Annotated in this window: 25 protein-coding genes and 1 tRNA gene; 9 read left to right on the forward strand and 17 right to left on the reverse strand. The window is 61.8% G+C overall.

Features of this window, described 5'->3' with window-relative positions:
- Positions 1 to 33: 33 nt before the first annotated feature.
- From ABRA89_RS04300 to ABRA89_RS04330, 7 genes are all read right to left on the reverse strand, one after another.
- Entirely contained in the window at positions 34 to 1068 is a 1035-nt protein-coding gene (locus ABRA89_RS04300; protein WP_349940214.1) for a peptidoglycan -binding protein, read from the reverse strand.
- A gap of 3 nt (positions 1069 to 1071) precedes the next feature.
- A complete protein-coding gene (locus ABRA89_RS04305) occupies positions 1072 to 2118 on the reverse strand; it encodes a MotA/TolQ/ExbB proton channel family protein (protein WP_349940215.1) in 1047 nt (348 codons plus the stop codon).
- 170 nt (positions 2119 to 2288) lie between these two features.
- Positions 2289 to 3152 (reverse strand): inositol monophosphatase family protein, encoded by an 864-nt coding sequence (locus ABRA89_RS04310; RefSeq protein WP_349940216.1) that lies wholly within the window; start codon positions 3150 to 3152, stop codon positions 2289 to 2291.
- Between the two features lie 101 nt (positions 3153 to 3253).
- Positions 3254 to 3817 carry an elongation factor P gene (gene efp / locus ABRA89_RS04315; RefSeq protein WP_349940217.1) on the reverse strand — a complete coding sequence of 188 codons (564 nt, stop codon included), beginning with the start codon at positions 3815 to 3817 and terminating at the stop codon, positions 3254 to 3256.
- A 184-nt stretch (positions 3818 to 4001) separates the two neighbouring features.
- Complete coding sequence (locus ABRA89_RS04320) at positions 4002 to 5021, reverse strand: tetratricopeptide repeat protein (RefSeq protein WP_349940218.1); 1020 nt, start codon at positions 5019 to 5021, stop codon at positions 4002 to 4004.
- Positions 5018 to 5698, reverse strand: a complete 681-nt coding sequence (locus ABRA89_RS04325) for a thiamine phosphate synthase (protein WP_349940219.1) — start codon at positions 5696 to 5698, stop codon at positions 5018 to 5020. The genes ABRA89_RS04320 and ABRA89_RS04325 overlap by 4 nt, the downstream gene beginning before the upstream one ends.
- Positions 5699 to 5807: 109 nt before the next feature.
- Positions 5808 to 6947, reverse strand: coding sequence for a hypothetical protein (locus tag ABRA89_RS04330; protein ID WP_349940220.1), 1140 nt, complete (start codon positions 6945 to 6947; stop codon positions 5808 to 5810).
- Between the two features lie 240 nt (positions 6948 to 7187).
- Here ABRA89_RS04330 and ABRA89_RS04335 point away from each other — a divergent pair, with 240 nt between their 5' ends.
- The 3 genes from ABRA89_RS04335 to ABRA89_RS04345 all read left to right on the forward strand — a co-directional run bounded on the left by ABRA89_RS04335 (position 7188) and on the right by ABRA89_RS04345 (position 9657).
- Positions 7188 to 7766 carry a nitroreductase family protein gene (locus ABRA89_RS04335; protein WP_349940221.1) on the forward strand — a complete coding sequence of 193 codons (579 nt, stop codon included), beginning with the start codon at positions 7188 to 7190 and terminating at the stop codon, positions 7764 to 7766.
- Positions 7766 to 8383 (forward strand): flavin reductase family protein, encoded by a 618-nt coding sequence (locus ABRA89_RS04340; protein ID WP_349940222.1) that lies wholly within the window; start codon positions 7766 to 7768, stop codon positions 8381 to 8383. The genes ABRA89_RS04335 and ABRA89_RS04340 overlap by 1 nt, the downstream gene beginning before the upstream one ends.
- A 131-nt stretch (positions 8384 to 8514) precedes the next feature.
- Positions 8515 to 9657: a DUF2336 domain-containing protein gene (locus ABRA89_RS04345; RefSeq protein ID WP_349940223.1), complete on the forward strand. Its 1143-nt coding sequence runs from the start codon at positions 8515 to 8517 to the stop codon at positions 9655 to 9657.
- Between the two features lie 13 nt (positions 9658 to 9670).
- On the opposite strand, the gene ABRA89_RS04350 is transcribed toward ABRA89_RS04345, so the two are convergent.
- On the reverse strand, positions 9671 to 10444 hold the full coding sequence (locus tag ABRA89_RS04350) for an NAD kinase (protein ID WP_349940224.1): 774 nt from the start codon (positions 10442 to 10444) through the stop codon (positions 9671 to 9673).
- 271 nt (positions 10445 to 10715) lie between these two features.
- On the opposite strand from ABRA89_RS04350, the gene ABRA89_RS04355 reads away from it, so the two are divergent.
- The 4 genes from ABRA89_RS04355 to ABRA89_RS04370 all read left to right on the forward strand — a co-directional run bounded on the left by ABRA89_RS04355 (position 10716) and on the right by ABRA89_RS04370 (position 12887).
- A tRNA-Thr gene (locus ABRA89_RS04355) sits at positions 10716 to 10791 on the forward strand.
- A gap of 141 nt (positions 10792 to 10932) precedes the next feature.
- Positions 10933 to 11328, forward strand: a complete 396-nt coding sequence (locus tag ABRA89_RS04360) for an acyl-CoA thioesterase (RefSeq protein WP_349940225.1) — start codon at positions 10933 to 10935, stop codon at positions 11326 to 11328.
- Between the two features lie 79 nt (positions 11329 to 11407).
- Positions 11408 to 12643, forward strand: coding sequence for an MFS transporter (locus tag ABRA89_RS04365; protein WP_349940226.1), 1236 nt, complete (start codon positions 11408 to 11410; stop codon positions 12641 to 12643).
- Positions 12644 to 12662: 19 nt separating this feature from the next.
- Complete coding sequence (locus ABRA89_RS04370) at positions 12663 to 12887, forward strand: YrhK family protein (protein WP_349940227.1); 225 nt, start codon at positions 12663 to 12665, stop codon at positions 12885 to 12887.
- Positions 12888 to 12891: 4 nt separating this feature from the next.
- Here the strand turns inward: ABRA89_RS04370 and ABRA89_RS04375 are convergent, their stop codons facing one another.
- From ABRA89_RS04375 to mnmA, 4 genes are all read right to left on the reverse strand, one after another.
- Positions 12892 to 14028, reverse strand: coding sequence for an extensin-like domain-containing protein (locus ABRA89_RS04375; RefSeq protein ID WP_349940228.1), 1137 nt, complete (start codon positions 14026 to 14028; stop codon positions 12892 to 12894).
- A 116-nt stretch (positions 14029 to 14144) separates the two neighbouring features.
- Positions 14145 to 14627 carry a cupin domain-containing protein gene (locus ABRA89_RS04380; RefSeq protein WP_349940229.1) on the reverse strand — a complete coding sequence of 161 codons (483 nt, stop codon included), beginning with the start codon at positions 14625 to 14627 and terminating at the stop codon, positions 14145 to 14147.
- A gap of 69 nt (positions 14628 to 14696) precedes the next feature.
- Positions 14697 to 15527: a DUF547 domain-containing protein gene (locus ABRA89_RS04385; protein WP_349940230.1), complete on the reverse strand. Its 831-nt coding sequence runs from the start codon at positions 15525 to 15527 to the stop codon at positions 14697 to 14699.
- Positions 15528 to 15765: 238 nt separating this feature from the next.
- Entirely contained in the window at positions 15766 to 16950 is a 1185-nt protein-coding gene (mnmA, locus tag ABRA89_RS04390) for a tRNA 2-thiouridine(34) synthase MnmA (RefSeq protein ID WP_349940231.1), read from the reverse strand.
- Positions 16951 to 17237: 287 nt separating this feature from the next.
- Here mnmA and sciP point away from each other — a divergent pair, with 287 nt between their 5' ends.
- The gene (sciP, locus tag ABRA89_RS04395; RefSeq protein WP_349940232.1) at positions 17238 to 17528 is read left to right on the forward strand and encodes a CtrA inhibitor SciP; all 291 of its coding nucleotides are present in this window, start codon (positions 17238 to 17240) and stop codon (positions 17526 to 17528) included.
- Between the two features lie 205 nt (positions 17529 to 17733).
- A complete protein-coding gene (locus ABRA89_RS04400; RefSeq protein ID WP_349940233.1) occupies positions 17734 to 19341 on the forward strand; it encodes a hypothetical protein in 1608 nt (535 codons plus the stop codon).
- A gap of 169 nt (positions 19342 to 19510) precedes the next feature.
- Here the strand turns inward: ABRA89_RS04400 and ABRA89_RS04405 are convergent, their stop codons facing one another.
- From ABRA89_RS04405 to ABRA89_RS04425, 5 genes are all read right to left on the reverse strand, one after another.
- Positions 19511 to 20962: an aspartate aminotransferase family protein gene (locus ABRA89_RS04405; RefSeq protein ID WP_349940234.1), complete on the reverse strand. Its 1452-nt coding sequence runs from the start codon at positions 20960 to 20962 to the stop codon at positions 19511 to 19513.
- A 10-nt stretch (positions 20963 to 20972) separates the two neighbouring features.
- Positions 20973 to 21986 carry an NAD-dependent epimerase/dehydratase family protein gene (locus tag ABRA89_RS04410; RefSeq protein ID WP_349940235.1) on the reverse strand — a complete coding sequence of 338 codons (1014 nt, stop codon included), beginning with the start codon at positions 21984 to 21986 and terminating at the stop codon, positions 20973 to 20975.
- A complete protein-coding gene (locus tag ABRA89_RS04415; protein WP_349940236.1) occupies positions 21983 to 22423 on the reverse strand; it encodes a DMT family transporter in 441 nt (146 codons plus the stop codon). The genes ABRA89_RS04410 and ABRA89_RS04415 overlap by 4 nt, the downstream gene beginning before the upstream one ends.
- 70 nt (positions 22424 to 22493) lie before the next feature.
- Positions 22494 to 23891, reverse strand: a complete 1398-nt coding sequence (locus ABRA89_RS04420) for an FAD-binding oxidoreductase (protein ID WP_349940237.1) — start codon at positions 23889 to 23891, stop codon at positions 22494 to 22496.
- The gene (locus ABRA89_RS04425; RefSeq protein ID WP_349940238.1) at positions 23884 to 25320 is read right to left on the reverse strand and encodes a UbiA family prenyltransferase; all 1437 of its coding nucleotides are present in this window, start codon (positions 25318 to 25320) and stop codon (positions 23884 to 23886) included. Before ABRA89_RS04425 ends, ABRA89_RS04420 begins: the two co-directional genes overlap by 8 nt.
- Positions 25321 to 25330: the final 10 nt, after the last annotated feature.

The raw sequence follows: 25330 nt of genomic DNA on the forward strand, positions 1-25330 counted from the left end.
AGGAAAGGCTTCGAGCGGGCGGCTCTCTTTTTTTTACCGCTCTGTCAGCTTGAACTCGATCCGGCGGTTGCGGCGGCGAACCTCCGGGGTGCTGCCCTCCTCGATCGGCTGGAACTCGCCGAAGCCTGTGGCCGCGAGATGCTCGGCCGGCACCCCCTGACTGACCAGATATTTGACGACCGAACTCGCGCGGGCGACCGAGAGCTCCCAGTTGTCGTCAAATTGCCCGGTGCCGGAAAGCGGGACATTGTCGGTATGGCCGTCCACCCGGACGATCCAGTTGATATCCGATGGAATCTCGCGCGAGAGATCGCGGATGGCGCTCGCCATCTGGTCGAGTTCGTCGGTGCCCGCCACCTGAAGATCGGCGCTTCCCGAAGGAAACAGCACTTCGGATTGGAAGACGAAGCGATCGCCGACGATGCGGATATTGTCCCGGTCGGCGAGAATTTCCCGCAGGCGGCCAAAGAAATCGGAGCGATATCTGTTCAGCTCTTGAACCCGTTGAGCAAGAGCCACATTCAGCCGCCGACCGAGATCGGCAATCTTCGTCTGGCTCTCGCGGTCACGGGTCTCCGAGGCCTCAAGAGCGGACTCGAGGGCGGCAATCTGCTGGCGGAGCGCTGTAAGCTGCTGGTTGAGAAGCTCGACCTGAGAACGTGCCCGCTGGGAAATCGACGCTTCCTGTTCGAGATCGTCCTCGAGGGCGCTGATCGTAGCATTGGCGGCCGCAGTGGAGCCGCTTCCGGAATCGAGCGCTTCCTGAAGCCGGGAGCGTTCGTCCTGGAGTGCGCCAAGAGAGGCTCTAAGAGATGCGATCTCGTCTTCGCTGTCTTGGGCATTCGAGCGTTCGAGCGCGAGGAGCTGGGTGAGTTCGGCAATCTGCCCGTTCAGGCGGTCGAGCGCCTCGTCCTGGCCGGAAATCTCGCGGCTGAGAAGGAATTGCGCCAGCACGAATACCGAAAGCAGGAACATGATCGCGAGGAGCAGCGTCGAAAGCGCATCGACGAAGCCAGGCCAGTAATCCGCACTCCCGCCACCACCTCGTCTGTTACGCGAGAGCGCCATCGATCAGTCTCCCCCGCTCTTACCGTCGTTCGAGCGCGCAAGACGATCGAGAACCTGCCGCAATTCGCGTTGCTCGTCGGCCTGCTTTTCCACGAAATCGCGCATGATCTGCTGCTCGGACCGCATATGCTGAACGAGGCCCTGGATGCTTTCGGCGAGATTGGCCATCGCCGCGCTCGTCTTCGGATAGGTCGACTGATCCTGCACGAGGCGGTCCAGCCGCTCGGTGAGCCGTTTGAATTCCTCGTTTCCGTCCGCCGCGACGGCGCCCTGCTGGTTCGGAGGCAGCACCATGTCCGAGCCTACGTCGGTTACGGAGGAGAGCCAGTTTTCGAGTTCGGTGTAGAAGCGGTTCTGAGCGCGGCCGATTTGCAAATCGAGAAAGCCGAGAACCAGCGAGCCCGACAGGCCGAAGAGCGAGGACGAGAACGCCGTTCCCATACCCGCCAGCGGCGCCGCAAGCCCCGCCTTCAAAGCGTCGAGTACGCTTGCCGTATCGCCGCCTGTCGGATCGAGACCTTGAATGGTCGCACCGATCGAGCCGATGGTACGCAATAGGCCCCAGAACGTGCCGAGCAGACCGAGAAAGACGAGGAGGCCGATGAGATAGCGCGCGATGTCGCGCGTCTCGTCGAGGCGGGTCGCGATCGAATCAAGAATCGAGCGCATCGAGGTCGTCGAAAGCGAAATCGAGCGGCGGCTGCCGATCAGCGCGCGCATGGGCGCGAGCAGGACCGGATCCTTCATTCTGTTGAAGTTCTTGTCGCCGTCGCGATAGGCATTCACCCAGCGCACTTCGCGCGAAAGGCGCCAGACCTGAAGAAGCGCCAGAATGATGCCGACGAACAGTACGCCGACGATGAGGCCGTTAAGGCCGGGATTGGTCGCAAAAGCCTGCGAAACCTGCCGCCCGAGGATCAGAACGACAAAGCCGACAAGCGCCAGAAACACCAGCATCGACCACAGGAAGACCATCGGGCTTGAAAGCCGCGTCGGATCGTATGCCCGCGGTCTGGCATCCGTTTCGGTCTTCGAACTGAAGAATTTCATCCTGCCCCGCTGTATTGCCGGCTGCGCCGCTTGATCGAGCGACAGTCGAACGAATGGCCCGGGCGCACGGCGTCGTAGCCCAGACAATAGGGAATTACGGCAACATTTGAAACACGTGCCGCCTTTCCGGGGCCTTGCAGCGTTAAATTATGGTCAGCTTCGAAACGGGTTCAGGCCGGAGCGTTCGGATCGACTTCGCCGGTCTCGCGGGATTCTCCCGCGCGACGCGCGGCCTGACGCTTGGACGAAGCCTGTTTCAGCTGTCCAATCAGGGCCTTGTGGATGAATTCGTTGCCACAGGCGATATCGCCGCGGATATGATCGAAAGATTCGCCTTGAAGGCCCGTAACGATACCACCGGCTTCTTTCACCAGCAGAACACCCGCCGCGATATCCCACGGATTGAGCGCCCGCTCCCAGAAACCGTCCAACCGGCCGGCCGCGACGAAGGCGAGATCGAGCGAAGCCGCGCCATAGCGACGGATGCCCGCGCTCTCGCCCATGATCTGGCGGAGTTCGTAAAGGAAGCCAGGGTGATCGCCCATGCCCAGGAAGGGAATACCCGTTCCGAACAGCGCTTCGGGCATTGTCTTGCGCGAGGCAACGCGAATGCGCCGGTCGTTGAGATAGGCGCCGCCCCCCTTTTCGGCGGTGTACATCTCGTCCATCGCCGGGTTGAACACGACCGCCGCAACAATCTCGCCGTCGCGCTCGAGGGCTATCGAGACCGCGAACATCGGCAGGCCGTGCAGGAAGTTCGTGGTGCCGTCGAGCGGATCAACGATCCAGCGATGCTGCGGGTCCTTCCCCTCGATCGCGCCGCGTTCTTCCATCAGGAAGCCCCAGTCGGGCCGCACCCGCGAAAGTTCCTTGAATACGACCTCTTCGGCCTTGCGGTCGGCCGACGAGACGAAGTCGGCCGGTCCCTTCATGGAAACCTGAAGGTGCTGCACCTCGCCGAAGTCGCGCGCCAGCACGCGCCCGGCCTTGGTGGCGGCCTGGGTCATGACGTTGAGTAGCGCGGAACGGGCCATGGATGTCCTGTCGAAGTCGAATGCAAAGCGGCGCGCTCATCGCGCCATCTCAGTTAATGGGCAGACCCTGAAGGGCCAATCGCGAAAAACCGCGTTGCGATCTACTCGGCGCGCCGCAGGTAGGTGATCTCGTTGGTATCGACCAGTATCTTCTCGCCTGCGGAAATGAACGGCGGGACCATGACCTTGATGCCGTTTTCCATCAACGCCGGCTTGTAGGAAGAGGAGACCGTCTGCCCCTTCACCACCGGATCGGCCTCGGTGATCTCGAGCACCACTTGATCGGGAAGCTGCACGCCGATCGCCTTTTCTTCATAAAGTTCGACGGTGACCGTCATGCCGTCCTGGAGGAAGGCGGCGCGGTCGCCGACGAAATCCTTCATCAGTTCGAGCTGCTCGAAGGTTTCGGAGTCCATAAAGACCAGCATCTCGCCTTCGGCGTAGAGATACTGGTATTCCTTCTGCTCCAATCGGACGCGCTCGACCGTTTCGGCGGCGCGGAAGCGTTCGTTCAGCTTGGTGCCGTCGATCAGGTTCTTCAGCTCCACCTGCGCGAAGGCGCCGCCCTTGCCCGGCTTGACGTGCTGGGTTTTCACGGCTGCCCAGAGCCCGCCCTTGTGCTCGATGACGTTACCGGCGCGGATTTCGTTTCCGTTGATCTTCATGTCTGTCTCGAAACCATTTCGTTTGATCGTCCGGTGGCGCGCAATCGGAACCTCGCAGCTCGAACCGGCAGGTATCGCGGCAGGCGCATTTCGAAATGCGCGCCGCAAGCCGAGTGCTCAACACCACAAATCGGGTTCTGCTTCAAGCGCCGTTGCGGGAGCCGGCGAGCAAAGCGGACTGGAATCACCCCGCAGTGAACCGGTTTGCCTCTTCGAGAGCCATCTTACGCGCCTCGTCGCTCAACCCGTTGAAAAAGGCATCCAGAGTTGGATCGCTGTTGTCGAGCCGTTTGGCGATAACCGCCCATTTGGCGGCCTCTTCTGGATTCGGCTCCGTACCGAGGCCTTCCTTGTAGAGATGCGCGACCCGGTTGGCTGCGATTGGATTGCCGCGCAGAGCCACCGATCTCAGAAAATCGAAGCCTTCCTTTGGCCTCGCCTGGCCACCCCGGCCGTTGATCAGCCAGATCCCGTATTCGATCTGCGCGATCGAGAAGCCGTTGATAGCGGCCCGCCTAAGCCATCTACGCGCCGCGACTTCGTCCTTCTCGGTACCCTGCCCGGCGGCCAGCAGCTGCGACATGGCATATTGCGCATCGGCGATTCCTGCATCGGCAGCAGACCGGAAATACGGAACCGCCTCGGCGAAACCACTCGTCGGCGAGGTCCGGACTAGAAGCTGGGCATAATTGAATTCGGCGAGCGGCAGCTTGGCGTCCGCCGCTTCCTTCAGCAGCTTCAACGCACGCTCTTCGTCCCGCGCGATCCCGGTTCCTGCGAGCAGAAGCATTGCGAATTCGAACTGCGCGGCACGATCGCCGCCATTCGCCGCGGCCTCGAACCAGCGCGCCGCCTCGTCGACATCCATCGGGACACCGAGTCCCTGGCTGTAGATTTCCCCGAGAAGCGCCTGTGCCTTTACATCGCCAAGCTTTGCGAGCGGTTCGGCGATCGCCTTTGCCGTGAGGTAATTCCCGATCTGATATTCGGCGTAGGCACGTGTGCTTGAATTCGGTCCGCTCGTCGCGTCGGCAGCGGCGTTCGGAGCGTCTGAGAGACGAAGATCGGGCAGCGGCAGGAGTTCGCTTTCGTCCGCTTGGCCTGGCGTCTCGGGAAGGTCTTGTCCTTGCGCCGTAGCCATCGAGCCGAAAAGGATACCGAGAGAGGCCAGCAGGGCCACCCTCGATGAAACGGGCCGCTTCATGCGAGCGCCCTTTCCTCGGCCTCGGCCTTTTCTACCTCGAACTTCTCCTGCAGCAGGCGATTGGCCTCCGCAACCTTGTCACCCTCCTGCCCCTTCTCGTCGAAGACGAAGGAGGCAAGACCGATGAACTCCGCGCCGGTCTCAGCGATGGCACGGACACTATCGAGTGTGCGCGCACCGAGCGCGATGCAGGGCAGCTCGACCACTGCAGCCCACCATTCGGCCATCGACAGCGTCTTGGGATGGGGCGTCTCTGATGCATCCTGGCCGAGGCGCCCGAACAGGAGGTAGTCCGGCATAGCTTCGCCGGCTTCCAAAGCCGCATGCCGGGTCTCGAACCCCGATCCGCCCACGATCATCTTCGGAGCATGCGTCTCGATCGCATCGCCAAGCGCTTCGATGTCACCAGCCGTCAGATGCACGCCGTCGGCACGGATGCGCCCCGCGATCCGAGTATCGTCGATGACGATCGCCGCCGCCCCGGCCTCCTGGATGATCGGCACGAGCTTTTCGGCAAACATCTGGAATGCGGCATGCTCGCGGCCGGCCGGATCGATCAGGACCGATGCGACATCGCCTCCGGACAGCGCGCGTCGCAGGGCGTCTTCGGCTTCGTCGTCCGTAAGCGGGGTCGTGAGCAGCACGAGGCGCTGGCGAAAGGGATCATCGGAGGTCATTCGAATTTTTTCGGTCCTGACAGGAATCGGCGGTGCCCGCACTCAGCACCAGAGTGTGGCGAAACTCATGCCGATTCAAGCGGGAAATCAGTACCCCAAAGCCCTGGGATCAGTCGCCGGATGTCGTCTCAACCAGATCGCTGAGAAGAATCTCGACATCGGAGTCCTCGCCGGCCTTCACGCTGAAGCTGCGTTGATAGGTGGTATCCCGGTTGCGGGCGACCGCCATGTAGTCCCCTTCCGCAAGAACCATCGAGGCGAAGGCCCCGGCGCTCTTTCGCAGGATGTCGCCCGACATGCTGGTCACCGTCCAGGCCGTGCCGGCGATCGCCTCGCCGCCATGTTCGCGCACGAGCTTGAGGGTCTGCTGGGCCGCGCGGTGCTGGAGTGTCGCCTCTGTCAGCTTGCCGGCTTCCACGCGAATATCGGCCTGGGTGCGCGCGTTGATCGAGCCGTAGGTGGAGACCACGCGATAGAGCCCCGCATTGAGCCGAACAACCTGACCGGGTGCGACACCGCTAGCAATGAGCTCCCGATCGCTGTCGCGTTCTGCGTCGGCGTAGATGTCGAATTGCAGACGCGAGCCCGTCGCGACCTGACCCTCGCTGGAAACGGTGGCATCGAGCTTCAGCCCGCCGGCGCCGAGCACAACGACCTCCTTTACGCTGACGCCGTTGAAATCGATCCGTTTGACGATGCCTGCCCGCCCGAATGTCGCGTGGACGATGTAGGCGCCCGGCGGCACGTTGAAGCTCGGCTTGGCCTCTTTCGAAGTCGCGATCAGCGAGGAGCGCCCCTGCAACTGGGGTACCGCCGAAAAGAGGCGCCATACGATACCGCCCGGTACGATCTCACCATTCTCCGAGAGGCGGGCTTCGAGCACGAGCTCCGCATTCGGACGAAACGCGTTCTGGTCCATATTGAATTGCGGCGCGTATGCGGGAAGGTTCGGCATGTCGAGGGCCGACAAGCCCGGCTTGCCTGCGGACTCTGGCAGCGCGATCGGATTGAATTTGCGCAAGGATTTCATCTGGGGCACGCCAACTTCCGCCGAATTGGGCAAAAGATCACTGGCGGAAGGCGAGGCGTAGACGTTCGGCCTTTTCTCGGAGCCTCCGTTCAGAAACCCCTCGATGCCGCGATCGATGAAATCAGTCTGCGAAAAAGAGGGCGTCGCGCCCCCGAGCGTCATGGCGAGAGCGAGAAGCAGGGCATGGGCAATCTTTGGAAGGAAAGAGCAGGCACGCATGACTGAACTTCAAATCTCCTCTGGTCCCGATATTCACAGGCGACGATGGCCGCGATCCCGGCAACGGCGCTCGAAACACCCCTCATGGCCGCGGATCATGGCGAAGTCGCGCCGACGCAAGCAGGCCTTTGCCTTGAATCCTTGGTTGGACACCTTATAGCCAGAGCCGTGTCTATCAGAACACAGAATGCGTCGCTTTTCAGGGCGCACCAATTCCGACTTCTGATCGAAAGCCGTCCTTTGTCCGATCTCCTCGACTACCTCTCCTCGCGCCGCTCCCGCCCGCTTCCTGCGCTCGGCGAACCAGGACCTTCCGCAAACGAACTCACCGATATCCTCACCATCGCAGCTCGCGTGCCCGATCATGGCAAGCTGGCGCCGTGGCGTTTCATCGTCTTCCACGGCGAGGGCGCAGAAGCCGCCGGTGCCTCCCTTGCCGGGCTCATCGCCGAACGGGAAGGACCGCTGAGCGAAATCAGGGATCGGGTCGAACGCACGCGCTTTACCCGTGCGCCTCTCGTGGTGGCGGTCGTCTCGACCGCAGCGGAACACGTGAAGATCCCCGTCTGGGAGCAGCAGATGTCGGCGGGCGCCGTCTGCATGAACCTGATCCATGCAGCGAACGGCAGTGGCTTTGCGGCAACCTGGCTCACCGAATGGCCCGCCTATGACGAAGACGCCAAGCGGCTTCTCGGCATCGCGCCCGAGGAGAACGTCGCCGGCTTCATTCATATCGGAACGCCGGGTGAGGCACCGTCCGAACGCCTGCGGCCTGTGCTTTCCGACATCGTCACCACCTTCGAAGGACCGGCAGCATAATGTTCTACACGACCGACACCAACGATCACGGCCTGCCGCACGACCCGTTCAAGGCGATCGTCTCACCACGCCCGATCGGTTGGATTTCGACGATCGATTCGAAGGGTATCGCCAATCTCTCGCCCTACAGCTTCTTCAACGCGATCGGCGACCATCCGAAGCTGGTGATGGTCTCTTCGTCCGGCATCAAGGACATGGTCCGTACGGCGATCGAGACCGGCGAGTTCGTCTGCAATCTCGCAACAGGCAACCTTGCCCGGCAGGTCGTGAAGACATCCGCCGCCGCGCCGCCGGACGTCGACGAATTCGAGATCGCCGGCCTGACGAAAGCGCCCTCCCGGCTGATCAAGGCACCGCGCGTTGCTGAAAGCCCGGCCGCGCTCGAATGCGTTGTGACCCAAAGCTTTCGCCCGCGCGGCCGAAACGGCGAATCAGCAAATGTCGTCGTGATCGGCGAGGTGGTCGGCATCCATATCGACGAAAGCATCCTCTCCGAAGGCCGCATCGACATGGCGCGCGCGGCACCGCTCGCACGTCTCGGCTATCTGGACTATTCCGTTGCCGACGAAGTCTTCGCCATGAAACGTCCGCAACGGCCTGATGGAAGCGACGTCTGATTGCTCTACCGGCCAGTTTAAGTGGCAGGTCAGGAAGCTGCTAAAAATTTGTCGGTATAGTGAACCGAAGCTTAAGTCTTTTCCGGAAGACTGCGAAACACGTTAATTGTTCGCGTCCGGAATTGAAGATCATGGCTCACGATACGTCCGCTACCTGGTGCGAGCCCGCAGCGCCGAGCCAACGCGCTGAATGGGCGGAACTTCTCGCGCAGGCCCATATCGACGGCTTCACGCCCGAGGCAGAGCGCGCGGAAATCGACGGTATCTTGTCGGGCATTGCCGCCGATCCGGCGGTATCTGTCCGACGCGCCCTTGCCGTCACGATTGCCGATGCAGAGGTCATTTCGCCAAGCCTTATCAGGCAACTTGCCCGCGATAGCGACAGCGTCGCAGCGCCCGTGATCCGGTCCTCGCCGCATCTTTCGGACGACGATCTCATCGAACTCTTCGCCACCGAACGCCCGAAGCTTCGTGAGGCGATTCTCGCGCGGCGGTCTCTCTCGCAATCCCTCACCAGCGTGATCATCCGCATGGCGGATGCGCACGAAGCGCAATTGCTGCTCGGCCATCACGGTGCGATGCTTTCGGCGGAAACGCTGCGCTGGCTCGCCGAAACCTTCGGGGATGAAGCGAGCCTGCGCGGCGCGCTCATTGATCGACCAGACCTGCCGGCCGACATCCGGCAGTTCCTCATGCGCAAGACGAGCGAGGCCGTTGCGACCTCGCCTCTCGTCACGCTCGCACTCGGGGAAAAGCTTGGCCGGACGATCGGCGAAGAAGCCTGCCATCGTGGCACCGCCACCATTCTCGGATCAGCCCGCAAGACCGAACTGCCTCCGCTTGTCGATCGGCTTGTTTCTGACGAGCAACTCTCGCCTGCCGTCATGCTGCGGCTGGCCTGCTCCGGTTCGCTCGAAGGCCTGAGCGAGGCGCTCGCGCGGCTTGCTGGCGTGAAGTCTGCCCGGGTGCGCTCGATCCTTGTCGAAGGCCGCCGCAAACCGTTTGCCGCACTCTGCGACCGGGCAGGACTTCCGTCCGCCTCCGGCGCGATCCTGTTTCACGCAGTCGATGTCTGGCGCAAAGCAGACGAAGAGGGCGAGATGCTTAGCGACGGCGAGGTTGCCGCGCGAATCATGCAGAAGATGGCGAATGATCTCGGCAATGGCGATCCGGACGCGATGGCTCCAGCGCTCGCCTTCCTTCGGGGGCTTGCCCGCGAAGCCGTCGGCCGCCGCGCAATGTCTTCCTCGCCAAAAGAGATCGTCGCGGCATAAGCAGCTCGGCACTTCAGTACCGGAACTGTTCCGCAAGAATGCGTTCGTCCCAGGAATGGGTCTCGTCGAACAGGATGAGGCACTTGTCCTTGCCGCTTTCGCGGATCGTCACCTTGCGAACCGATTTCACCTCCTGGGCGTCGGCGACGGCGTTGACCGGCCGCTTGCCTGATTCCAGCACGCTGATTTCCACGGTTTGATGATTGGCAAGGAGCGCGCCGCGCCAACGACGCGGCCGGAATGGGCTGACCGGCGTCAGGGCCAGGAGCGGCGCCTCGATCGGAATGATCGGCCCCTGCGCGGAAAGGTTGTAGGCGGTCGAGCCGGTCGGCGTCGCCACCATCACCCCGTCGCAGACCAGCTCTTCTAGACGCACCGTGCCGCCAACTGCGATCCTCAACCGCGCTGCCTGATAGGACTGGCGGAAGATCGACACCTCGTTGATTGCGAGCTCCTCGCGGATTTCACCGGCCTCGTCCTCGGCCGTCATCGCGAGCGGATGGATCCAGTTCTCGACGGCCGCTTCGAGGCGTTCGCGCAGATTCTCCTCGCGATATTCGTTCATCAGGAAGCCGACCGTGCCGCGATTCATACCGTAGATCGGCTTTCCCGTATTCATGAAGCGGTGGAGCGTCTGCAGCATGAAGCCGTCGCCGCCGAGCGTGACGATGACGTCTGCATGGACCGGATCATCGTTTCCGTAGATCGCCTTCAGCCGGTTGGCAGCTTCCAGCGCCCCCGGCGCTTCGCTCGCCATGAAACTGATCGACATGCTTTTGGTGGACATAAAGGATCGGCTCGCGGGCTGCTTGGCGTGTGAACGTCGGTCGCGGCCAAGATGTCGCCGGTTTCGAACCGCGATACAAGTCGCGTGGCGAACTGAACTCCGCAATGCCGAAGCATGAGCGTTTCAATCATACCGAGCCTTAAATACCCGGTCGTCGCCGGCTTCATGTGGCATATCGGCCTTCATGGGCGAATATCCGAAGCGCCATTTATTTTCACGTCGCGCCAAGCGTTGCGAGGCCGCGAGGCCTGATGTAGAGACGGTGCTACAGGCCGGCTTAGCTCAGTTGGTAGAGCAATGGTTTTGTAAACCGGAGGTCGGGGGTTCGAGTCCCTCAGCCGGCACCAGCACCCAAATTCCCAGCCCGGTAATATCGGCAGCAGATCGTTCTCTAGACATCGCGGACGAGCGCGGCGAGCGCTTGCCCTTTGGTTCGTTTCCCTCGTAGACCTGTCTTCGAGAAACATCTGGAAGGACTATACGCCGCGATGGATCAGAGCGACGAGGTGCCGAGCGGCGAGCTGACAGTTCGCATTCCGGCAATGCCGGGCGACGCCAATGCGAACGGCGACATCTTCGGCGGCTGGGTCGTCGCCCATATGGACATGGCGGCGGGTATTCGCGCCGCCGAACGTGCCCGCGGCCGCGTCGCGACCGTTGCCATCAACACGCTCACCTTCAAGAAGCCGGTGAAGATCGGCGACACGCTCTGCGTCTACACCTCGATCAAAAAGGTGGGCCGTACTTCGGTCACGCTGTCGATCGAGGCCTGGACCCAGAGCCGAACCTCGCGGGCCGAAACCAAGGTGACCGAAGGCATTTTCGTGATGGTTTCGATCGACGATAAGGGCAAAGCGACAGCACTGCCGCCGGAAAGCGACTGATCCGCCGCATTCGCTGCCTGGCTTCGCGGGGCGTGCGGGCGACAATCCAGACAATTGCAAGATTTCCTCCCGGAGCATCATGACCGTTCGCCTGCCAGCCAAAACGAAGTCGCCGTTTGTCTGGACGATCACGCTCCTGTCGGTGTCCGTGACGCTTTTCTGGAGCGCTATCTACTACTCCTTCGCGACCATGCTGCCGCTCTGGGAAAGTGAAGAGGGCTGGGATCGGACGGCGCTGACCGCCCTCTTTGCGGGAAGCGTGCTCCTTTCCGCCGTCATCGCACCGCGTATCGGCCGTCTGATCGATGCCGGGCGCGGACCTGTCCTGGTTGCATCCGGCGCAGCCTGGGCCGTCTTCGTTCTTGCCCTCGCGCCATTCGCACCGAATATCTGGGTCTTCTCGGTCCTGTGGATTTCGCTGGGCTTTGCCATGGCGACGACGCTGTATGAGCCTGTCTTCGCCATGGTGACCCGAGCCTATGATGCCAAGGCACGGCGGGTCATCACCATCGTCACTCTGATCGGCGCGCTGGCGGGCACCCTCGCCTTCCCGCTGGTCCATGTTCTGGGGGAGATCGGCGGATGGCGCTTCGCGTCCTGGGTGCTTGCCGCGCTCATCGCTTTCCCGGCGGCACCGCTGCATGTCTTCGTCGCACACCGGTTGGAAAAACTGGCAGACGGAAGGGCTGAACCGGCCAATGCGACCGCGACCGCGACCGCCCGGCATGGCGCGATGGCGCCGGCGCGTTCAAGTCAGACGGGAGTAGCGGATGAGAGGCGCAATCTGATCCTGCTCACGACTGCCTTTGCGCTCGCCGGCGGATCGCACGGCCTCATCGTCAATCACATCCTGCCCATCATGGCGAGCTTCGACTTCACCGACGAGATGGCCGTGCTTGTGGCATCGGCAATCGGCCCGATGCAGCTGCTTGCGCGGCTGACCGTCCTTGGAACGGAAGAGCGGCTATCCGCACGGCTGATCGCGGTCTCGAGCTTTGCCGCGCTCGGCCTTTCGGCGCTGTGCCTGATGGGATCGGCAGCGGTGCCGCTGCTCTTGATCGGTTTCGGACTTCTGCAGGGCTACGGCTATGGTTCGGTCTCCATCATGCGGCCGGTCCTCCTGCGCGAGAGCGTCGGCATGGCTGCATTCGGCGAACGAAGCGGGCAAATGGCGCGGGCCTATATCACCGCGATCGCCCTCGCGCCGTTCTTGGGCTCACTCCTGTGGCAGCTCGGTGGATATGAGCTTGCGCTTGCGACCTGTGTAATGGCCTGCGGTGCAGCAGCAATGCTGGTTGCGCGTCTCAGAACCTGATCGAAAGTGGCCTCACCCGATGCTTCAGACCCTCGTTCGCGACTTCGACTACATCCATTCCGGAATATCGGTCGTCGGTAACGCCGCCTTCGTGCTTGGCTCGATCCTCTTCTTCAAGGCCTTTGAGAGCTACTATACGCTCGCCGTCTGGCTCTTCGTTCTCGGTTCGACCGGCATGTTCATCGGTGCGCTGGGCGAGCTCGCCAAGAAGATCTACCTGGCGCGTGAAAAACGGGCCAGCTGAGGGCTCACTTGCAATAGGTCTTCTTCCGCTCGCGAGCGTCGAGATGGAAGTGGTTGCGGTGGAGATAGTCGTAGCCTGGGCCGAGCACCGTTCCGAACCATCGGCACCCCGAACCGCGAACGTCGTTCTGGAACGCCTTTTCGCGCGGCGAAAAGATGCCCTTCTTCTCGACATCGATTTCGGTGCCATCCGCCATCACGAAAGCCGCTACGTCGAGCGCGTTGCCACTCGCATGCTGGGAGATGCCGCCACTGCCGGCGACACGTGAACAGCGATAGGACGACGAATTCTTGATTGCGGCGACGCGTGTTCCGAGCGTCGAATGGGCGGCACGCTTGACTTCCTTGTCGACCCAGCGGGAAATCCGGAAGGCTGCATCGCAGTTGAGTGTCGCGGCGGGAGACATCGCGACGCCCTTGGCAATCCGGGTCACCTTTACTGGATAAGGTACACCGCAGGACTTGCTCGCGCGGATCGGCGCGGGTTCGGTGAACTCAACGCCAAGCTGCACCAGCGCCGCACGGCAGAGAGCTTCCTTTTTAGGCAGGTTGCGCCAGCCGGACGGCGTCTTGTGAACGAGCGGCGCGCGCTGTTTAACCGGCTCCTCCAGCTTGGGTGCGGGCCTCTTCTCCAGCGCGGCATAGGAGGTCGCTCGCGGCGGCGCGCTTTGCTGGATGCGTTTGCGATCGGCATCGGTGAGGGCACCGGGCGTGACTGCCTTCATCGCGGCCCACGGGTCCTGACGAGGCAATTCGGGCAGCATGGTTCCGCCGAACAGGGTGTCCGCATCCCGCATCGGCGTCGGAGCCGGCGATGGCGCGAGATCGGGCGATGGCTGCGCGACCGGCAGAAGCGTGTTCTCGGTCGGAGCCGGCACGTTTCGCGGTATGAGATCGTTCGCGAGGCTGTCGACGGCGGAGGGCTGCGGGACGCTCTTCGGACTTTGCGCCGGTGCGGTCGCGTTCGTTCCGAACATGTCGACCGCCGAGGGGCTTGGTCGATAGGCCTCGTCGGGCGCGGGAATATTGCCGCCCCAAACGAGATTTCCGTTTGCCTGGGCCATGGAGGGCGCACTCAAGCCCACGACGACAAGAGCCGCCGCGCGCCATGATCCGCCCCCAACGCGAATACGCAAAACCATGCGTTGGGTCCTTCAATTGCCCGTCTCTGGGCGTCGAACCCTGGTGTTTACAGGAACGCGGTTAGCGAAGACTGAACGTGCTTCGCATCTGCGAGGTCGGAGCAATCACGCCGCGATCAATAAGTTGTGCCATCCTTGCGCGTGAAAACCCATGCTCCCTCCCGCCAAACTGCGACCAGATCGTCCTCGGGATATTCCGCCGAATCTCCTGGACTGCGATCGCCGATTTCCAGATATTTGACAGGCGTTTCGGAGCGGTTCACCAGATGATGGGCGCGGCCCTTTGCCGGAAAACCCGCGCACATTCCAGGCGTCATCGCGACTTCTCCTTCGTCGGTAACGAGGGTCGCTGTCCCTTCGATCACATAGACAAACTCGTCTTGCGTTTCATGGCGATGGAGAAGGGCCGAAACTGCTCCCGGCTCCAGAACCGTCAGATTGACGCCGAAATTGGCGAGGCCGAAAAGATCGCCGATCCGGCGTTTTGTGCGCCCCGACATCCGGCTCTTGAACGGTTCGGGATAATTGCTCGGCTTGGTACGAACGGGAGCCTCCAGCGCGAGGATCGCTAGAGGCGTTTCGCTATTGTTTTCGGACATGAACGCCATCGCTCCGTTCTCACAGCGTATCGCCCGAAATTATCCATAGGACGACCTGTCGGAAAGCGATCAGTTCGAGGCGGCGCTTGTCTCGGCCGTGGCATCGTTCAGATCCCAGTCGTAGCGATAGCTGACGATCTCGGCATCCGCTCCGCTTAGCCAATCGGCGCGCTCACCCTCGGCATAGGTCTGCATGTAATCGGTGATCTCGTCGGCTCCGCCGAAATCATCCGCATACCAATCGAAGATCTTCGAGGCGAGAAGATTACCGGTGTTCGATCGGCGAAGGCCGCGTTCGGAATTGATGTAGAGACGCGCCGCCGCTTCGAGATCTGCCTCCAGCGTCTCGGCGGTCCAAGGTGTCGGCTTCAGATCGGGGCATCCGATCGAGGCGCAGTTGACGGCGTAGTGAACACGCTCGTCGCCCATCGGGCGCAGGATCGAATGCTCGATCTCGTCGAGCGACAATTCCGTGCCGTCGATCGTCACGAGGTCTGCCGACCATGGGCCGATGTCGAAGGCGCTGGATAGGGAGGCGAACAGGCCTTCATCCGCCTCTTCGATGCGAATGTCGCGGATCGATTCCACCGGGTAATGATCCAGCACGACGTCGAGGGTCAGCGCATTGTAGAGATTGGTGTAGAAAGCGAATTTCTGGGACGCGGTCAGCGCCTTTACGTCGAGCGCCGTCCAACGCGCGATCATGCCCTTCAGAGCCTGATGATCGGCGTCCGTTACAGCCGCATACCGGAACCGGTTGAGACCGTCCGGATCGTCCTCGACATATTTGGCGAGAAAATCGGCATAGGGCTGCCAGTCAAGATCGATCGTCTGTTCGTCCGCTTGGCCAGCAAAGGATTCGGCAACCGTTTTGTCTGCGCGGTCATTAAGTCCCGTCACATCGAAAGGCTTGGCTTCGAAGGCTGACGCGGTCGCAGGTATCAGAACCGATAATCCGAGAACAGCGCCAAGCACCAAGGCCTTCTTCGAATGAAATGAACGTTCGCGAAGCATAGGACGTCTCCTGTGGTCGGTCCGGACTCGGTCAGACGGCATGGATCAGCCGTTCATGTGCAGCTTCGGCACGTCGGCGGGAGAAGTTACGTGGCAAATGGCAGGAGAGTTTCGAAGGCGCGCCCTATTCAGCCGCTGTCATAATCCGCGGGGGAACAGCCTCGCGCCCCTGGATCGAACCATCGATGACGCCGCCGCCGAGAACTTCGGCGCCTGCGCCTCCCTCGCCGTAGAAGACGCAAGCCTGGCCCTTGGCGACACCATATTCGGCAGCGAGGAGTTCGACCATCCAGCCGCCCTCCCCGTCCGCGACGAGCCGGGCCGGGCTCGGCGGGCGCGTCGAGCGGAGCTTGACGAAGATCTCGCGGGCTTCGGCGGCGTAGGCTTCAGGGTTTTCCTCGGCAAGCCAATTGACCTCGCGCAGCCGAACGGCGTGGGTCGCAAGCGCCTCACGCGGACCGACCACCACCCGGCGCGCAGCCGGATCGAGCTTCAAGACGTAGAGCGGCTCACCCGCCGCAACGCCGAGGCCGCGGCGCTGCCCCACGGTGAAGTTGATGATACCCTCGTGGTGGCCAAGCACCCGGCCATCGACGTGCACGATCTCGCCGGGGTCGCCGGCCTCGGGGCGCAGCTTGCGGATGAGGTCCGAATACTTTCCCGCCGGAACGAAGCAGATGTCCTGGCTGTCCGGCTTCGAGGCGATGGCAAGGCCGTGCTTCGCCGCGATCTCGCGCGTCTCGTCCTTGGTCAGCGCGGCGAGCGGGAAGCGAAGGAAATCCACCTGCTCCTGCGTGGTGCCATAAAGAAAATAGCTCTGGTCGCGATCGAGATCGAAGGGCCGGTGGAGGCTGCGATGCTCGCCGCGCCTGCGGCTCTCGATGTAATGCCCGGTCGCCAGCGCGTCCGCACCGAGGTCCATCGCGGTCTTCAGAAGGTCCCGGAACTTGACGGTCTGGTTGCACGAGACGCACGGGATCGGCGTCTCGCCCGCCACATAGGCGTCGGCGAAGGGGTCGATCACCGCCTCGCGGAAGTTCTCCTCATAATCGAGGACATAATGGGGGATGCCGAGAAGATCGCAGACCCGCCTTGCGTCGCGGATATCCTGGCCCGCACAGCAGGCACCGGCCTTCGCCGGCGTATCGCCCGCATCGTAGAGCTGGAGCGTGATGCCGACGACGTCGTAGCCTTCTTCCTTCAGGATCGCCGCCGTGACGGACGAATCGACGCCGCCGGACATGGCGACGATCACGCGCGTATCCTCCGGCGTCTTGGCGATATCGAGGCTGTTGAGTTGAGTCGTCATGATTGCTGGGGCTCCGCCGGCCGCTCGCATTCGTATTGGAATGAGCCCTACTTAGGACGTTTGGTCCGCCCGCGCAAAAGGCGCCGCAAAGCTTACCACAGTGCGCCCGCCGCGACGGGAATTGGGCCGTTTCACCTTAACCCATGGGGCGGCGCGATGGCGAAAAGAAGGACTTCGTTTACCAAGGGCGACCTCTGAACGAAAGCTTACCCGTGGCTTGACGGATTCTTAGGATCAACTGGCTAGCTTCGAACCCGATTAGGTCGCTGTGTAGAGTAGAGAGTCCAATGGCCGATCAGGTGAGATCAAGAATAAAATACGTCATCGGCCCCGATGGGTCGCCGCTGACGCTGGCGGATCTTCCGCCGCACAATACTAGGCGTTGGGTCATTCGTCGCAAGGCGGAAGTCGTGGCAGCCGTACGTGGTGGCCTGCTCAGCCTCGAAGAGGCCTGCAGCAAGTACACGCTGACGGTGGAGGAGTTCCTGTCCTGGCAGCTGTCGATCGATCAGCATGGCCTTGCGGGACTTCGCACGACGCAGATCCAGGAATATCGCGGTAAAGGCGATTTCCACTGACAAAAAAGCGAGATTTATCTCCCATCTGAAAAAGGCCGGCCCAGCGCCGGCCTTTTTCGTTGCGTCAGGCGCATCGAAGAAAAGTTCCGATCGGTTATCCACCTCCGATAGCGAGAACTATTCCTGATTCGCAGGCTTCTGCGTTGACCGGGCAATGGCCTCCCGAAATAGTCTCGCAACCTGATTCGACAGCGAAGGGCTAATTATGACGACACGCCTTACGGTTCTGACGATGGCACTCTCCGTGACAACCGGAATCGCCCTTGCCCAGGATGCGACAGAGGGAAAACCTGATCTAAGGGCGCTCGTCGACGAGCCGGTACTCCAGCCAGGCAACGACAGCGGGGCCGCGGAGCTCAGAACCTCGCTGGAGCCGTATCTGACGAAAGAAGCCTTCGAGAGTGGCGTCGTCTCGATCGAACCCGTCGACGAAGGCTATAGCCTCGATTTCGATCTTCAGGCGCTGGTGGACAGCTTTCTTGAGGCCGAAGACATATCGCTGAAGGTCAGCGACTATTCGGTCCTCATCAGCGAACAGCCAAACGGTCAGTGGTTCGTCTCATCGAGCGGCCCCCTCTCCTTCAGTTACGCCACGGACACGCCCCCCGAGGCGACCATCGATGCTACGTTCCCCCAATCGATCGACTACGAGATCGAGACGATGGATTGGGCCGGCTATTACGATCCGGACATCGCCACCTACACGAAATTTGAAGCCTATCTCGGCAAGACCCGGCAGGTTCAGACGAGCGCAGAAGGAACCGTGACCACGACCACCGAACCGATCCGCATGCGCTTTACAGGAAGCCCCGGTGTGAACGGCACGGCGGATGTGGAGGTGCTTCAGTTCGGCGGAGCGAGCCGGCAGGAGATGCAAATCCCGCTCGATCCTGCCGATCCACAGGCGAACATCCCAATCGTGATCGCCAGCGGCACGACGGAAGGCGTCACGATCGGCCGAAATCTCAAATCAGCGGATATGCTGCGGCTCTATTCGGTTGGGATCGAGCTGATCCAGAACCCGGAGCGTGAGGGCTTGCTGGAGGACGTCAAAGCGGCACTTGAGGGTGCCCTCCCCCTCTGGGACAATCTTGCAGCCGAAGTCAAAATCGCCGGCTTCAACGTCGACGTCGGCACTTTTGGTTCAGGACGGGTCGGTTCGCTCGACTTCGACATGGATTTTGACGGAATCAGCGATTCTGGACATTACACTATCGTCTACGACCTCTCCGATATCTCCGTCACCTCGCCCTTCGTGCCGGAATGGGCGAATGCCCTGATCCCGACCCAGATGCGGTTCGGGCTCGACGCGTCCAATATCGATCTTGCGGAGCCAGCCGCCATCCTGATTTCGGACCTGCGGCTTGATTCGGACGAGCCGATCCCCGACGAGACCGTCGAGGAAATCCGGGAACTCTTCAGAACGTCCCAAGCCAAGCTGGGCCTCGGCAATTCGACTGTCACCGGGCATGACTACCGCGTCGATTATTCGGCCGAATTCGAAGACGGCGATGTTGCGGTTGAGGTGGAAGCTGAGGGAATCGATGCGGTCATCGCGAGGTTGCAGGAAGCGAGCCAGCAATATCCGGAGGCCCTTCAGGGCGTCAGCTTCCTCCAAATTGCCAAGGGCTTCGGCAAGCCCACTGGTGAAGATACGCTGGAATGGAATGTCGATATCGCAAGCGACGGGTCCATCACCGTCAACGGCGCGATGCTGAAGCGTCCCGATCCTCAACCACTGCCCGATTCGGGCAATGAACAACTCGATCTCGATGCCCCGCCGCCAAGCGGCCAGCCGAGCGATCCGCTCTGATAACGTTCGTTGGCGGAAGCGCCGATGTAGAACGCGCGAGCGCCCGCTCGCTCGCAGCGTTCGCGTCAGATCGGCCTTGCCGCCGAAGACTTTCTCAAAAAATTCGAAGGGGCCGAACGTTTCCGTCCGACCCCTTCGTCTGCCTTCCCTGTCGAAGGAGGCGTGATCGTCAGCCCACCTGGGACTGGACGAAATTCTTCACGATCGAGACGATGCCCTTTCCAAGGAGATCGTCGAGCGCGTCGCAAAACGTGTCCACATGGCTTTCGTCGCAGATCAGCGGCGGCTCCAGGCGGATGACGTTTCGGTTGTATTCGGTGAAGGCCACCAGAATGTCGTAGTCGCGCAGCAGCGCGGCCCCGATGAAGCCAGAAAGCGAGCCCTTCAGCTTGTCATCGAGCAGCGCCACCATCGGGCGCAGCGCGAAGGGCAGCGTCTGTGAGAAGTCCTGGAATTCGAGGCCGATCATCAGGCCCTGACCGCGAACCTCCTTGATGATCTTCGGGTACTTAGCCTGAATGTCCTCGAGCCGCTTCTTCAGATAAGCGCCCGTCTCCGCCGAATTGCCGATCAGGTCCTCGTCATAAAGGACGTTGAGGCCTTCGATCGCCGTCACGCAGGCTTCGCCGATGCCGCCGAATGTCGCCTGGGCGTGGATCATAGCCGTCTTCGGCGTGCCATAGGCCTTCATGTAGACTTCGCGCTTCGCGATCATCGCGCCGACCGGGGCCTTGCCCGCGCCGAGGGATTTCGCCAGCGCCGTCACGTCCGGCACCACGCCGTGATGCTCGAAGGCGTAGAACTTGCCGGTCCGGCCATAACCGCACTGCACTTCGTCGGCGACCCAGAGCACGTTGTGCTTGTCACAGAGTTCGCGCACGCCTTTCCAATAGGCGGTCGGCGCGGTGACGATGCCGCCGCCACCCTGCACGGTTTCGAGGACAACGACGCCGATATCGCTGTCGTTCTCGATGACGCGCTTCAGAGCCGTCAGATCGCCGAAAGGCACCTTGTAGGTGTTTCCGGTCAGCTTGAACTCGCCCTGATAAAGCGGCGAATCCGTGATCGAAAGGACGCCCTTCGACTTGCCGTGGAACGAGTTCTCGGCGTGGACGATCTTGCAGTTCTTGCGGCCCGAGGCGCGCTCGGCGACCTTCACGGCCGCTTCCATCGCTTCCGAACCGGTCGAGCCGAGGAAGACCATGTCGAGATCGCCCGGCGAACAGGCGGCGAGGTTCTTCGCCAAAGCCGAGGCGTACTGCGACATGAAGGCGATCGCGATCTCGTGCCGGTTCTCATCCTGGAACCGCTGGCGCGCGGCGATGACCCGGGGGTGGTTGTGCCCCTGTGCCAGCGAGCCGAAGCCGCCGAAGAAATCGAGGATCTTCCGGCCGTTCTGGTCGGTGTAGTACATGCCCTCGGCGGTCTCGACCTTCACCTTGTGAAAGCCGAGCAGCTTCATGAAATGATACTGGCCGGGATTGATGTGATCCTTGAAGAGATCGGCCATCGTCTTGACGTCGAGCGCCTTCGCGTCCTCGACGGTGAGAAGGTCCGGCTTTTTCGGACCGGTCCGATTGATGTCGAGGCTCGGAGCCTCGACCGTCGCGCGATCGAGCATGAAAGCCTCCTTATTCGGCCGGTTGCATGGCGGCGACGGGCTTGCCCGCCTTGCCGGAGAGCTTGGCGCGGTACTCGCTATAGGCCGCGATCAGCATGTCTTCGTCACGGTATTGCGGCACCCAGCCGAGCTGATCCTTGCCCTTTGTCACGTCGAGGACGCAGTTCTCGTCGGCGATGAGATACTGCTCGGGGTCCATGAGCGGCTTGTTCATCCAGTCGAGCGCGTCGAGGGTCTTCTTCACCGCCCAGCCCGGCGTCGGGATCAGGATCGAGCGCGATTCCGCATGGCGGATCAGATCGCCGAGGAGCTTTCGAACCGGCGGCGGATTGAGCGAACCGAGATTGTAAGCCTCGTTGGGAACGCCGGCCTTCCATGCAAGCCGCGCCGCCTCGGCGCAGTCGAACACCGAGATGAACTGATAGGGGTTCTTGCCCGAGCCGATCATCGGAACGGGGAGATTGTTGTCGATCAGCTTGAACAGCTTTTCGAGAATGCCGAGACGGCCCGGGCCGATGATGAGGCGCGGCCGGAAGAGCGAGATGCTCATCCCTTTTTCGCGCCACTCCTGCGCCAGATATTCGGTATCGAGCTTGGATTGGCCGTATTCGCCGAGCGGGGCAACCGGATGCTCCTCGGTCATCGGGTAGGCGACCGTATGGCCGTAGATCATGTCGGTGGTGAAGTGGACGAGCCTCTGCGCTCCCGCCTTATCCATCGCCTCGATGATATTCTTCGTGCCGTCGTAGTTCACCGGATAGAAGAACTCGTGGCGCTTGGCGCGCACCTGAAGCGGCGAGAGCATCTTTGCCGACAGGTTGTAGACCATGTCGTCGGCTTTCAGCCCAAGCTTGGCGATCGCGGCCGGATCGGTCACGTCGCAATGGACGTGCCGAACGCTGGCATAGTGCGGGAAATCGCCCTTGGCGATATCGGCGACGACAACCTCTTCACCGTCTTCGTTGAGCTTCTTGGCAAGATGCCGGCCGACGAAGCCGTCGCCTCCAAACAGGATATGTCTCATTGGGAAACCTCGTGGGCAGCAGTCTGGGTAAGTTCGACGGCGGTTTCGGCCTCCTCGCTGACGGCAGAGCCGCCCTGGGCGATGAAGTACGTTCCGACGCAGATGAGGGCGATGCCGCCGACGCGATACGCGTTGAGATCTTCGGAGAAGACGAAATACGCAAAGACCGCGACCGCGACATAGGCGAGCGACAGGAAGGGATAGGCGTAGGAGAGTTCGACCTTCGACAGGACGTAGAGATGCGATGCCATCGAAATGACGAAGGTGCAGAGCCCGAGGAAGACGAAGGGGCTGAAGACGATCGACAAGAGCTTGAGGATCGGGTTCACGCCCGCGAAGCTGATCGCGCCGAGCTGCATCATGCCGTATTTCAGCATGACCTGCGCGGCCGCATTGGTGAACACGGTGAACAGAATAAAGGGAATATATTTCGACATGGGCTCTAGGGCTCCGTACGGGCCGATCTTTCGCTAGGTCCGTTTGTAAGGATGATGATCGACCGATCCGTTAAAAAGCGCCGCACTTTGCGAAAGCGGGCGAAAGATCGTCCTGCACGGTAAATGCATCGTATTCAGCCGCCCGCGATCCCGCTTCTAAGACTTGCGCTGACGGCGCGTCGAGAACGGTGCGCAACCAGAAATTGGACATCATCGACGGATCGCGCAGAGCTTCGAGCCGGTCCTTCCGCGGATAGCTTTTAGCGAAGGTCTCAGGGCTCATGCGGTGATGCTTGTAGGGGTTCACCGCACCGCCAGCGTCGACAGTAATCCGGTCGAGTTCTGCGAGCAGCTTCAGCGTCTTCTCGCCCCGGTCGGGGAAGTCGAGGGTCAGGGTGTAGCCCGGCCGCGGGAAAGAGTTCAGCCCCGGGCTTTCGATCGCTCCAAAGCGCTTGAGCACGGTCAGAAAGGAGCCCTGGCCGTGGGCATGAGCGCATTCGATGAGTGCACGAACGCCATCGCGACCGGCTTCGTCCGGCAACACGCCTTGATGCTGGCAGAGGCCGCGCGGGCCGTAGAGCCGGTTCCAGTGCCCCACCCTGTCAAGCGGAAAGAAGAAGCCGTCGAAGGGTACAGTGCGCGCGTGCGTGCCAGCCTTCGCCTTGCGAAAATAGGTTTCGTTGAAAGCCTTCAGCGCCGGCCCCATGAGCGGGCTGACCGGCGGCGTGAACGGCACGCTGGCGATCGGCGGGCGGCTCGATCCGGTTTTAGACCCGGCTTCGGAATGATCGCCGCAGATCAGATGCCCACGGCCGAAATGCCGGCCCTTCCCAAGCGAGTCGATCCAGGCGACGGCATATTCGTGCCGCGCGTCGGCGTCCTCGGCGAGGTCGAAATATTCGTCCAGCCGGTCGAACCGTGTCGTCGTCTCGACGATATCGGAGGAGGCAACAGGCATCAGCAGCAGCGTCGCTTCCTCGATGAGCCCCGTAAGCCCCATCCCTGAGATTGTCGCGGCGAAGAGGTCGGCGTTCTCGCTGCGCGAGCAGACCAGCCGCCCGCGATCGGAGCGCTTGAGAACGATCTCCTCGACATGGCAGCCGAAGGTACCGCGACGATGATGGTTCTTGCCGTGAATATCGTTGGCGATCGCGCCGCCCACCGTGACGAACTGCGTGCCCGGCAGAACCGGCGGAAACCAGCCCATGGGCGCGACATAGGCGATCACGGCTGACAGAAGCACGCCCGCCTCGCAGCGCAGAACACCTGTTTCACGATCGAAGGAGAGGATGCGATCCGCCCTGCGGGTCTCGATCATTGCGCCGCCGGACAGAAGGCAGCTGTCGCCGTAGGATCGGCCATTCCCGAAAGGTAGCGTGGTGATGGCGGCGGAAGGAAAATCAGCCGGAGCGATCGCGGTCGCCTCCCGCGCCACCGAGCCGCCCCAGCTTCGGAAGCGCTCAGACATAAATGGCACCGATGAACATGAGGCCGCCGAGACCCATCATCAGCTGCGAGCGCCAGTCCTGCAGGATAAAGACGACCGGATCCTCGTGCATCTGGTCGCGCCGGGCGAGAATCCAGATGCGCGAGATGATGTAGAGGACGAGCGGGCAGAGCGGCCAGACGAGATAGGGAATGTCGTAATGGGCCGCGACTTCCGGGCTGTTGATGTAGAGCGCCAGAACGAGAACCGCCGCGAAGCCCGAGGACATTCCCATCTGGCCGATCGTTTCGAGATCGGCGTCCACATAGCCTCGGCCCGTCGTCGAACGATCAGCGCCTTTGCCGTGGTCCTGAAGCTCGGTGTAGCGCTTCACGAGGGCGAGCGAGAGGAAGAAGAAGATCGAGAAGGAGAGCAGCCAGAACGAGGTGCCCACGCCGGTGGCTTCTGCACCGGCGATGATGCGGGTCGTGTATAGGAAGGCGAGCGTCATCACATCGATCAGGAGCATGCGCTTCAACGCGACGGAATAGGCGGTCGTCGCGGCCATATAGACGGCGAGGACGATCGCGTACTCGGCCGGCAGGAGAGCCGCTGCCCCACAGGAAAGCGCTATCAGGCCGAGCGCCATCTTGAGCCCGGTCGGGATGCTCAGCCGGCCGCTCGCGAAGGGCCGGTTCCGCTTGGTCTTATGGCGGCGATCGGCTTCGAGATCGAGAAGATCATTGACGATATAGACCGATGACGCAGCCGCCGAGAAGCTGATGAAGGCAAGCATTGCCCCCAAAATGATCTCGAGGTTGAGGAATTCGTGTGTCAGAACCATCGGCACGAAGACGAGGACGTTCTTCGACCATTGGTGGGGCCGCAGCGCCTTGATCGCTGCTTTCAGGCGTCCCTTTTCATGATCGATACGCGCCGAGCCGGTTCGCTTCTGCCATTTGTCGGCCGCTGCATCGGGCGCGACGACAGTCGCTTCGGCCGCATTCTCAAGAAGGCAGATGTCTTCGTGGGAGTTTCCGAAATAGTCGTAGCCGTCCACGCCCGCCTCGGCCTCGATCCGGTCGAGCTTGCGGGTGGCGGTGAGATTGATCTCGTCGTTCGAGGCCATCACCGCATCGAAGAGCCCGAGATGGGTCGCAACCGCGTATGCGAGCCGCTCGTTCGAACCGGTGGCAAGCACGATCCGCCGGCCCTTGGCTTTCAGCGAGCGGAGCTCGTCGAGCACTTCCTGCCGGTAGGGCAACGCGCTCGCATCGAAGCTGACATTGCGCGCGAGTTCGGCTTTCAGCCGTGCCTTGCCCTGGCGCATCCAGAGCGGAACCTTCGCAAGAAGCTTCGGATCTTGCCGAGCGGCCAGGAAGAGCGTTTCCCAAAGAAGGTCGCTATGGATGAGGGTTCCGTCGAGATCGACGTAAACCGTGCGTTCCGTCTGGGGTACTCTTGCGTCCACTGTCCAAGCC

The sequence above is a fragment of the Fulvimarina thalattae genome (genome assembly GCF_040239565.1).
Lineage (GTDB): Bacteria > Pseudomonadota > Alphaproteobacteria > Rhizobiales > Rhizobiaceae > Fulvimarina.

Coding starts and splice junctions, on each gene's coding strand:
- ABRA89_RS04300 (WP_349940214.1), bottom strand. CDS start 1,068: ATGGCGCTCTCGCGTAACAGACGAGGTGGTGGCGGGAGTGCGGATTAC.
- ABRA89_RS04305 (WP_349940215.1), bottom strand. CDS start 2,118: ATGAAATTCTTCAGTTCGAAGACCGAAACGGATGCCAGACCGCGGGCA.
- ABRA89_RS04310 (WP_349940216.1), bottom strand. CDS start 3,152: ATGGCCCGTTCCGCGCTACTCAACGTCATGACCCAGGCCGCCACCAAG.
- efp (WP_349940217.1), bottom strand. CDS start 3,817: ATGAAGATCAACGGAAACGAAATCCGCGCCGGTAACGTCATCGAGCAC.
- ABRA89_RS04320 (WP_349940218.1), bottom strand. CDS start 5,021: ATGAAGCGGCCCGTTTCATCGAGGGTGGCCCTGCTGGCCTCTCTCGGT.
- ABRA89_RS04325 (WP_349940219.1), bottom strand. CDS start 5,698: ATGACCTCCGATGATCCCTTTCGCCAGCGCCTCGTGCTGCTCACGACC.
- ABRA89_RS04330 (WP_349940220.1), bottom strand. CDS start 6,947: ATGCGTGCCTGCTCTTTCCTTCCAAAGATTGCCCATGCCCTGCTTCTC.
- ABRA89_RS04340 (WP_349940222.1), top strand. CDS start 7,766: ATGTTCTACACGACCGACACCAACGATCACGGCCTGCCGCACGACCCG.
- ABRA89_RS04345 (WP_349940223.1), top strand. CDS start 8,515: ATGGCTCACGATACGTCCGCTACCTGGTGCGAGCCCGCAGCGCCGAGC.
- ABRA89_RS04350 (WP_349940224.1), bottom strand. CDS start 10,444: ATGTCCACCAAAAGCATGTCGATCAGTTTCATGGCGAGCGAAGCGCCG.
- ABRA89_RS04360 (WP_349940225.1), top strand. CDS start 10,933: ATGGATCAGAGCGACGAGGTGCCGAGCGGCGAGCTGACAGTTCGCATT.
- ABRA89_RS04365 (WP_349940226.1), top strand. CDS start 11,408: ATGACCGTTCGCCTGCCAGCCAAAACGAAGTCGCCGTTTGTCTGGACG.
- ABRA89_RS04370 (WP_349940227.1), top strand. CDS start 12,663: ATGCTTCAGACCCTCGTTCGCGACTTCGACTACATCCATTCCGGAATA.
- ABRA89_RS04375 (WP_349940228.1), bottom strand. CDS start 14,028: ATGGTTTTGCGTATTCGCGTTGGGGGCGGATCATGGCGCGCGGCGGCT.
- ABRA89_RS04380 (WP_349940229.1), bottom strand. CDS start 14,627: ATGTCCGAAAACAATAGCGAAACGCCTCTAGCGATCCTCGCGCTGGAG.
- mnmA (WP_349940231.1), bottom strand. CDS start 16,950: ATGACGACTCAACTCAACAGCCTCGATATCGCCAAGACGCCGGAGGAT.
- sciP (WP_349940232.1), top strand. CDS start 17,238: ATGGCCGATCAGGTGAGATCAAGAATAAAATACGTCATCGGCCCCGAT.
- ABRA89_RS04400 (WP_349940233.1), top strand. CDS start 17,734: ATGACGACACGCCTTACGGTTCTGACGATGGCACTCTCCGTGACAACC.
- ABRA89_RS04405 (WP_349940234.1), bottom strand. CDS start 20,962: ATGCTCGATCGCGCGACGGTCGAGGCTCCGAGCCTCGACATCAATCGG.
- ABRA89_RS04410 (WP_349940235.1), bottom strand. CDS start 21,986: ATGAGACATATCCTGTTTGGAGGCGACGGCTTCGTCGGCCGGCATCTT.
- ABRA89_RS04415 (WP_349940236.1), bottom strand. CDS start 22,423: ATGTCGAAATATATTCCCTTTATTCTGTTCACCGTGTTCACCAATGCG.
- ABRA89_RS04420 (WP_349940237.1), bottom strand. CDS start 23,891: ATGTCTGAGCGCTTCCGAAGCTGGGGCGGCTCGGTGGCGCGGGAGGCG.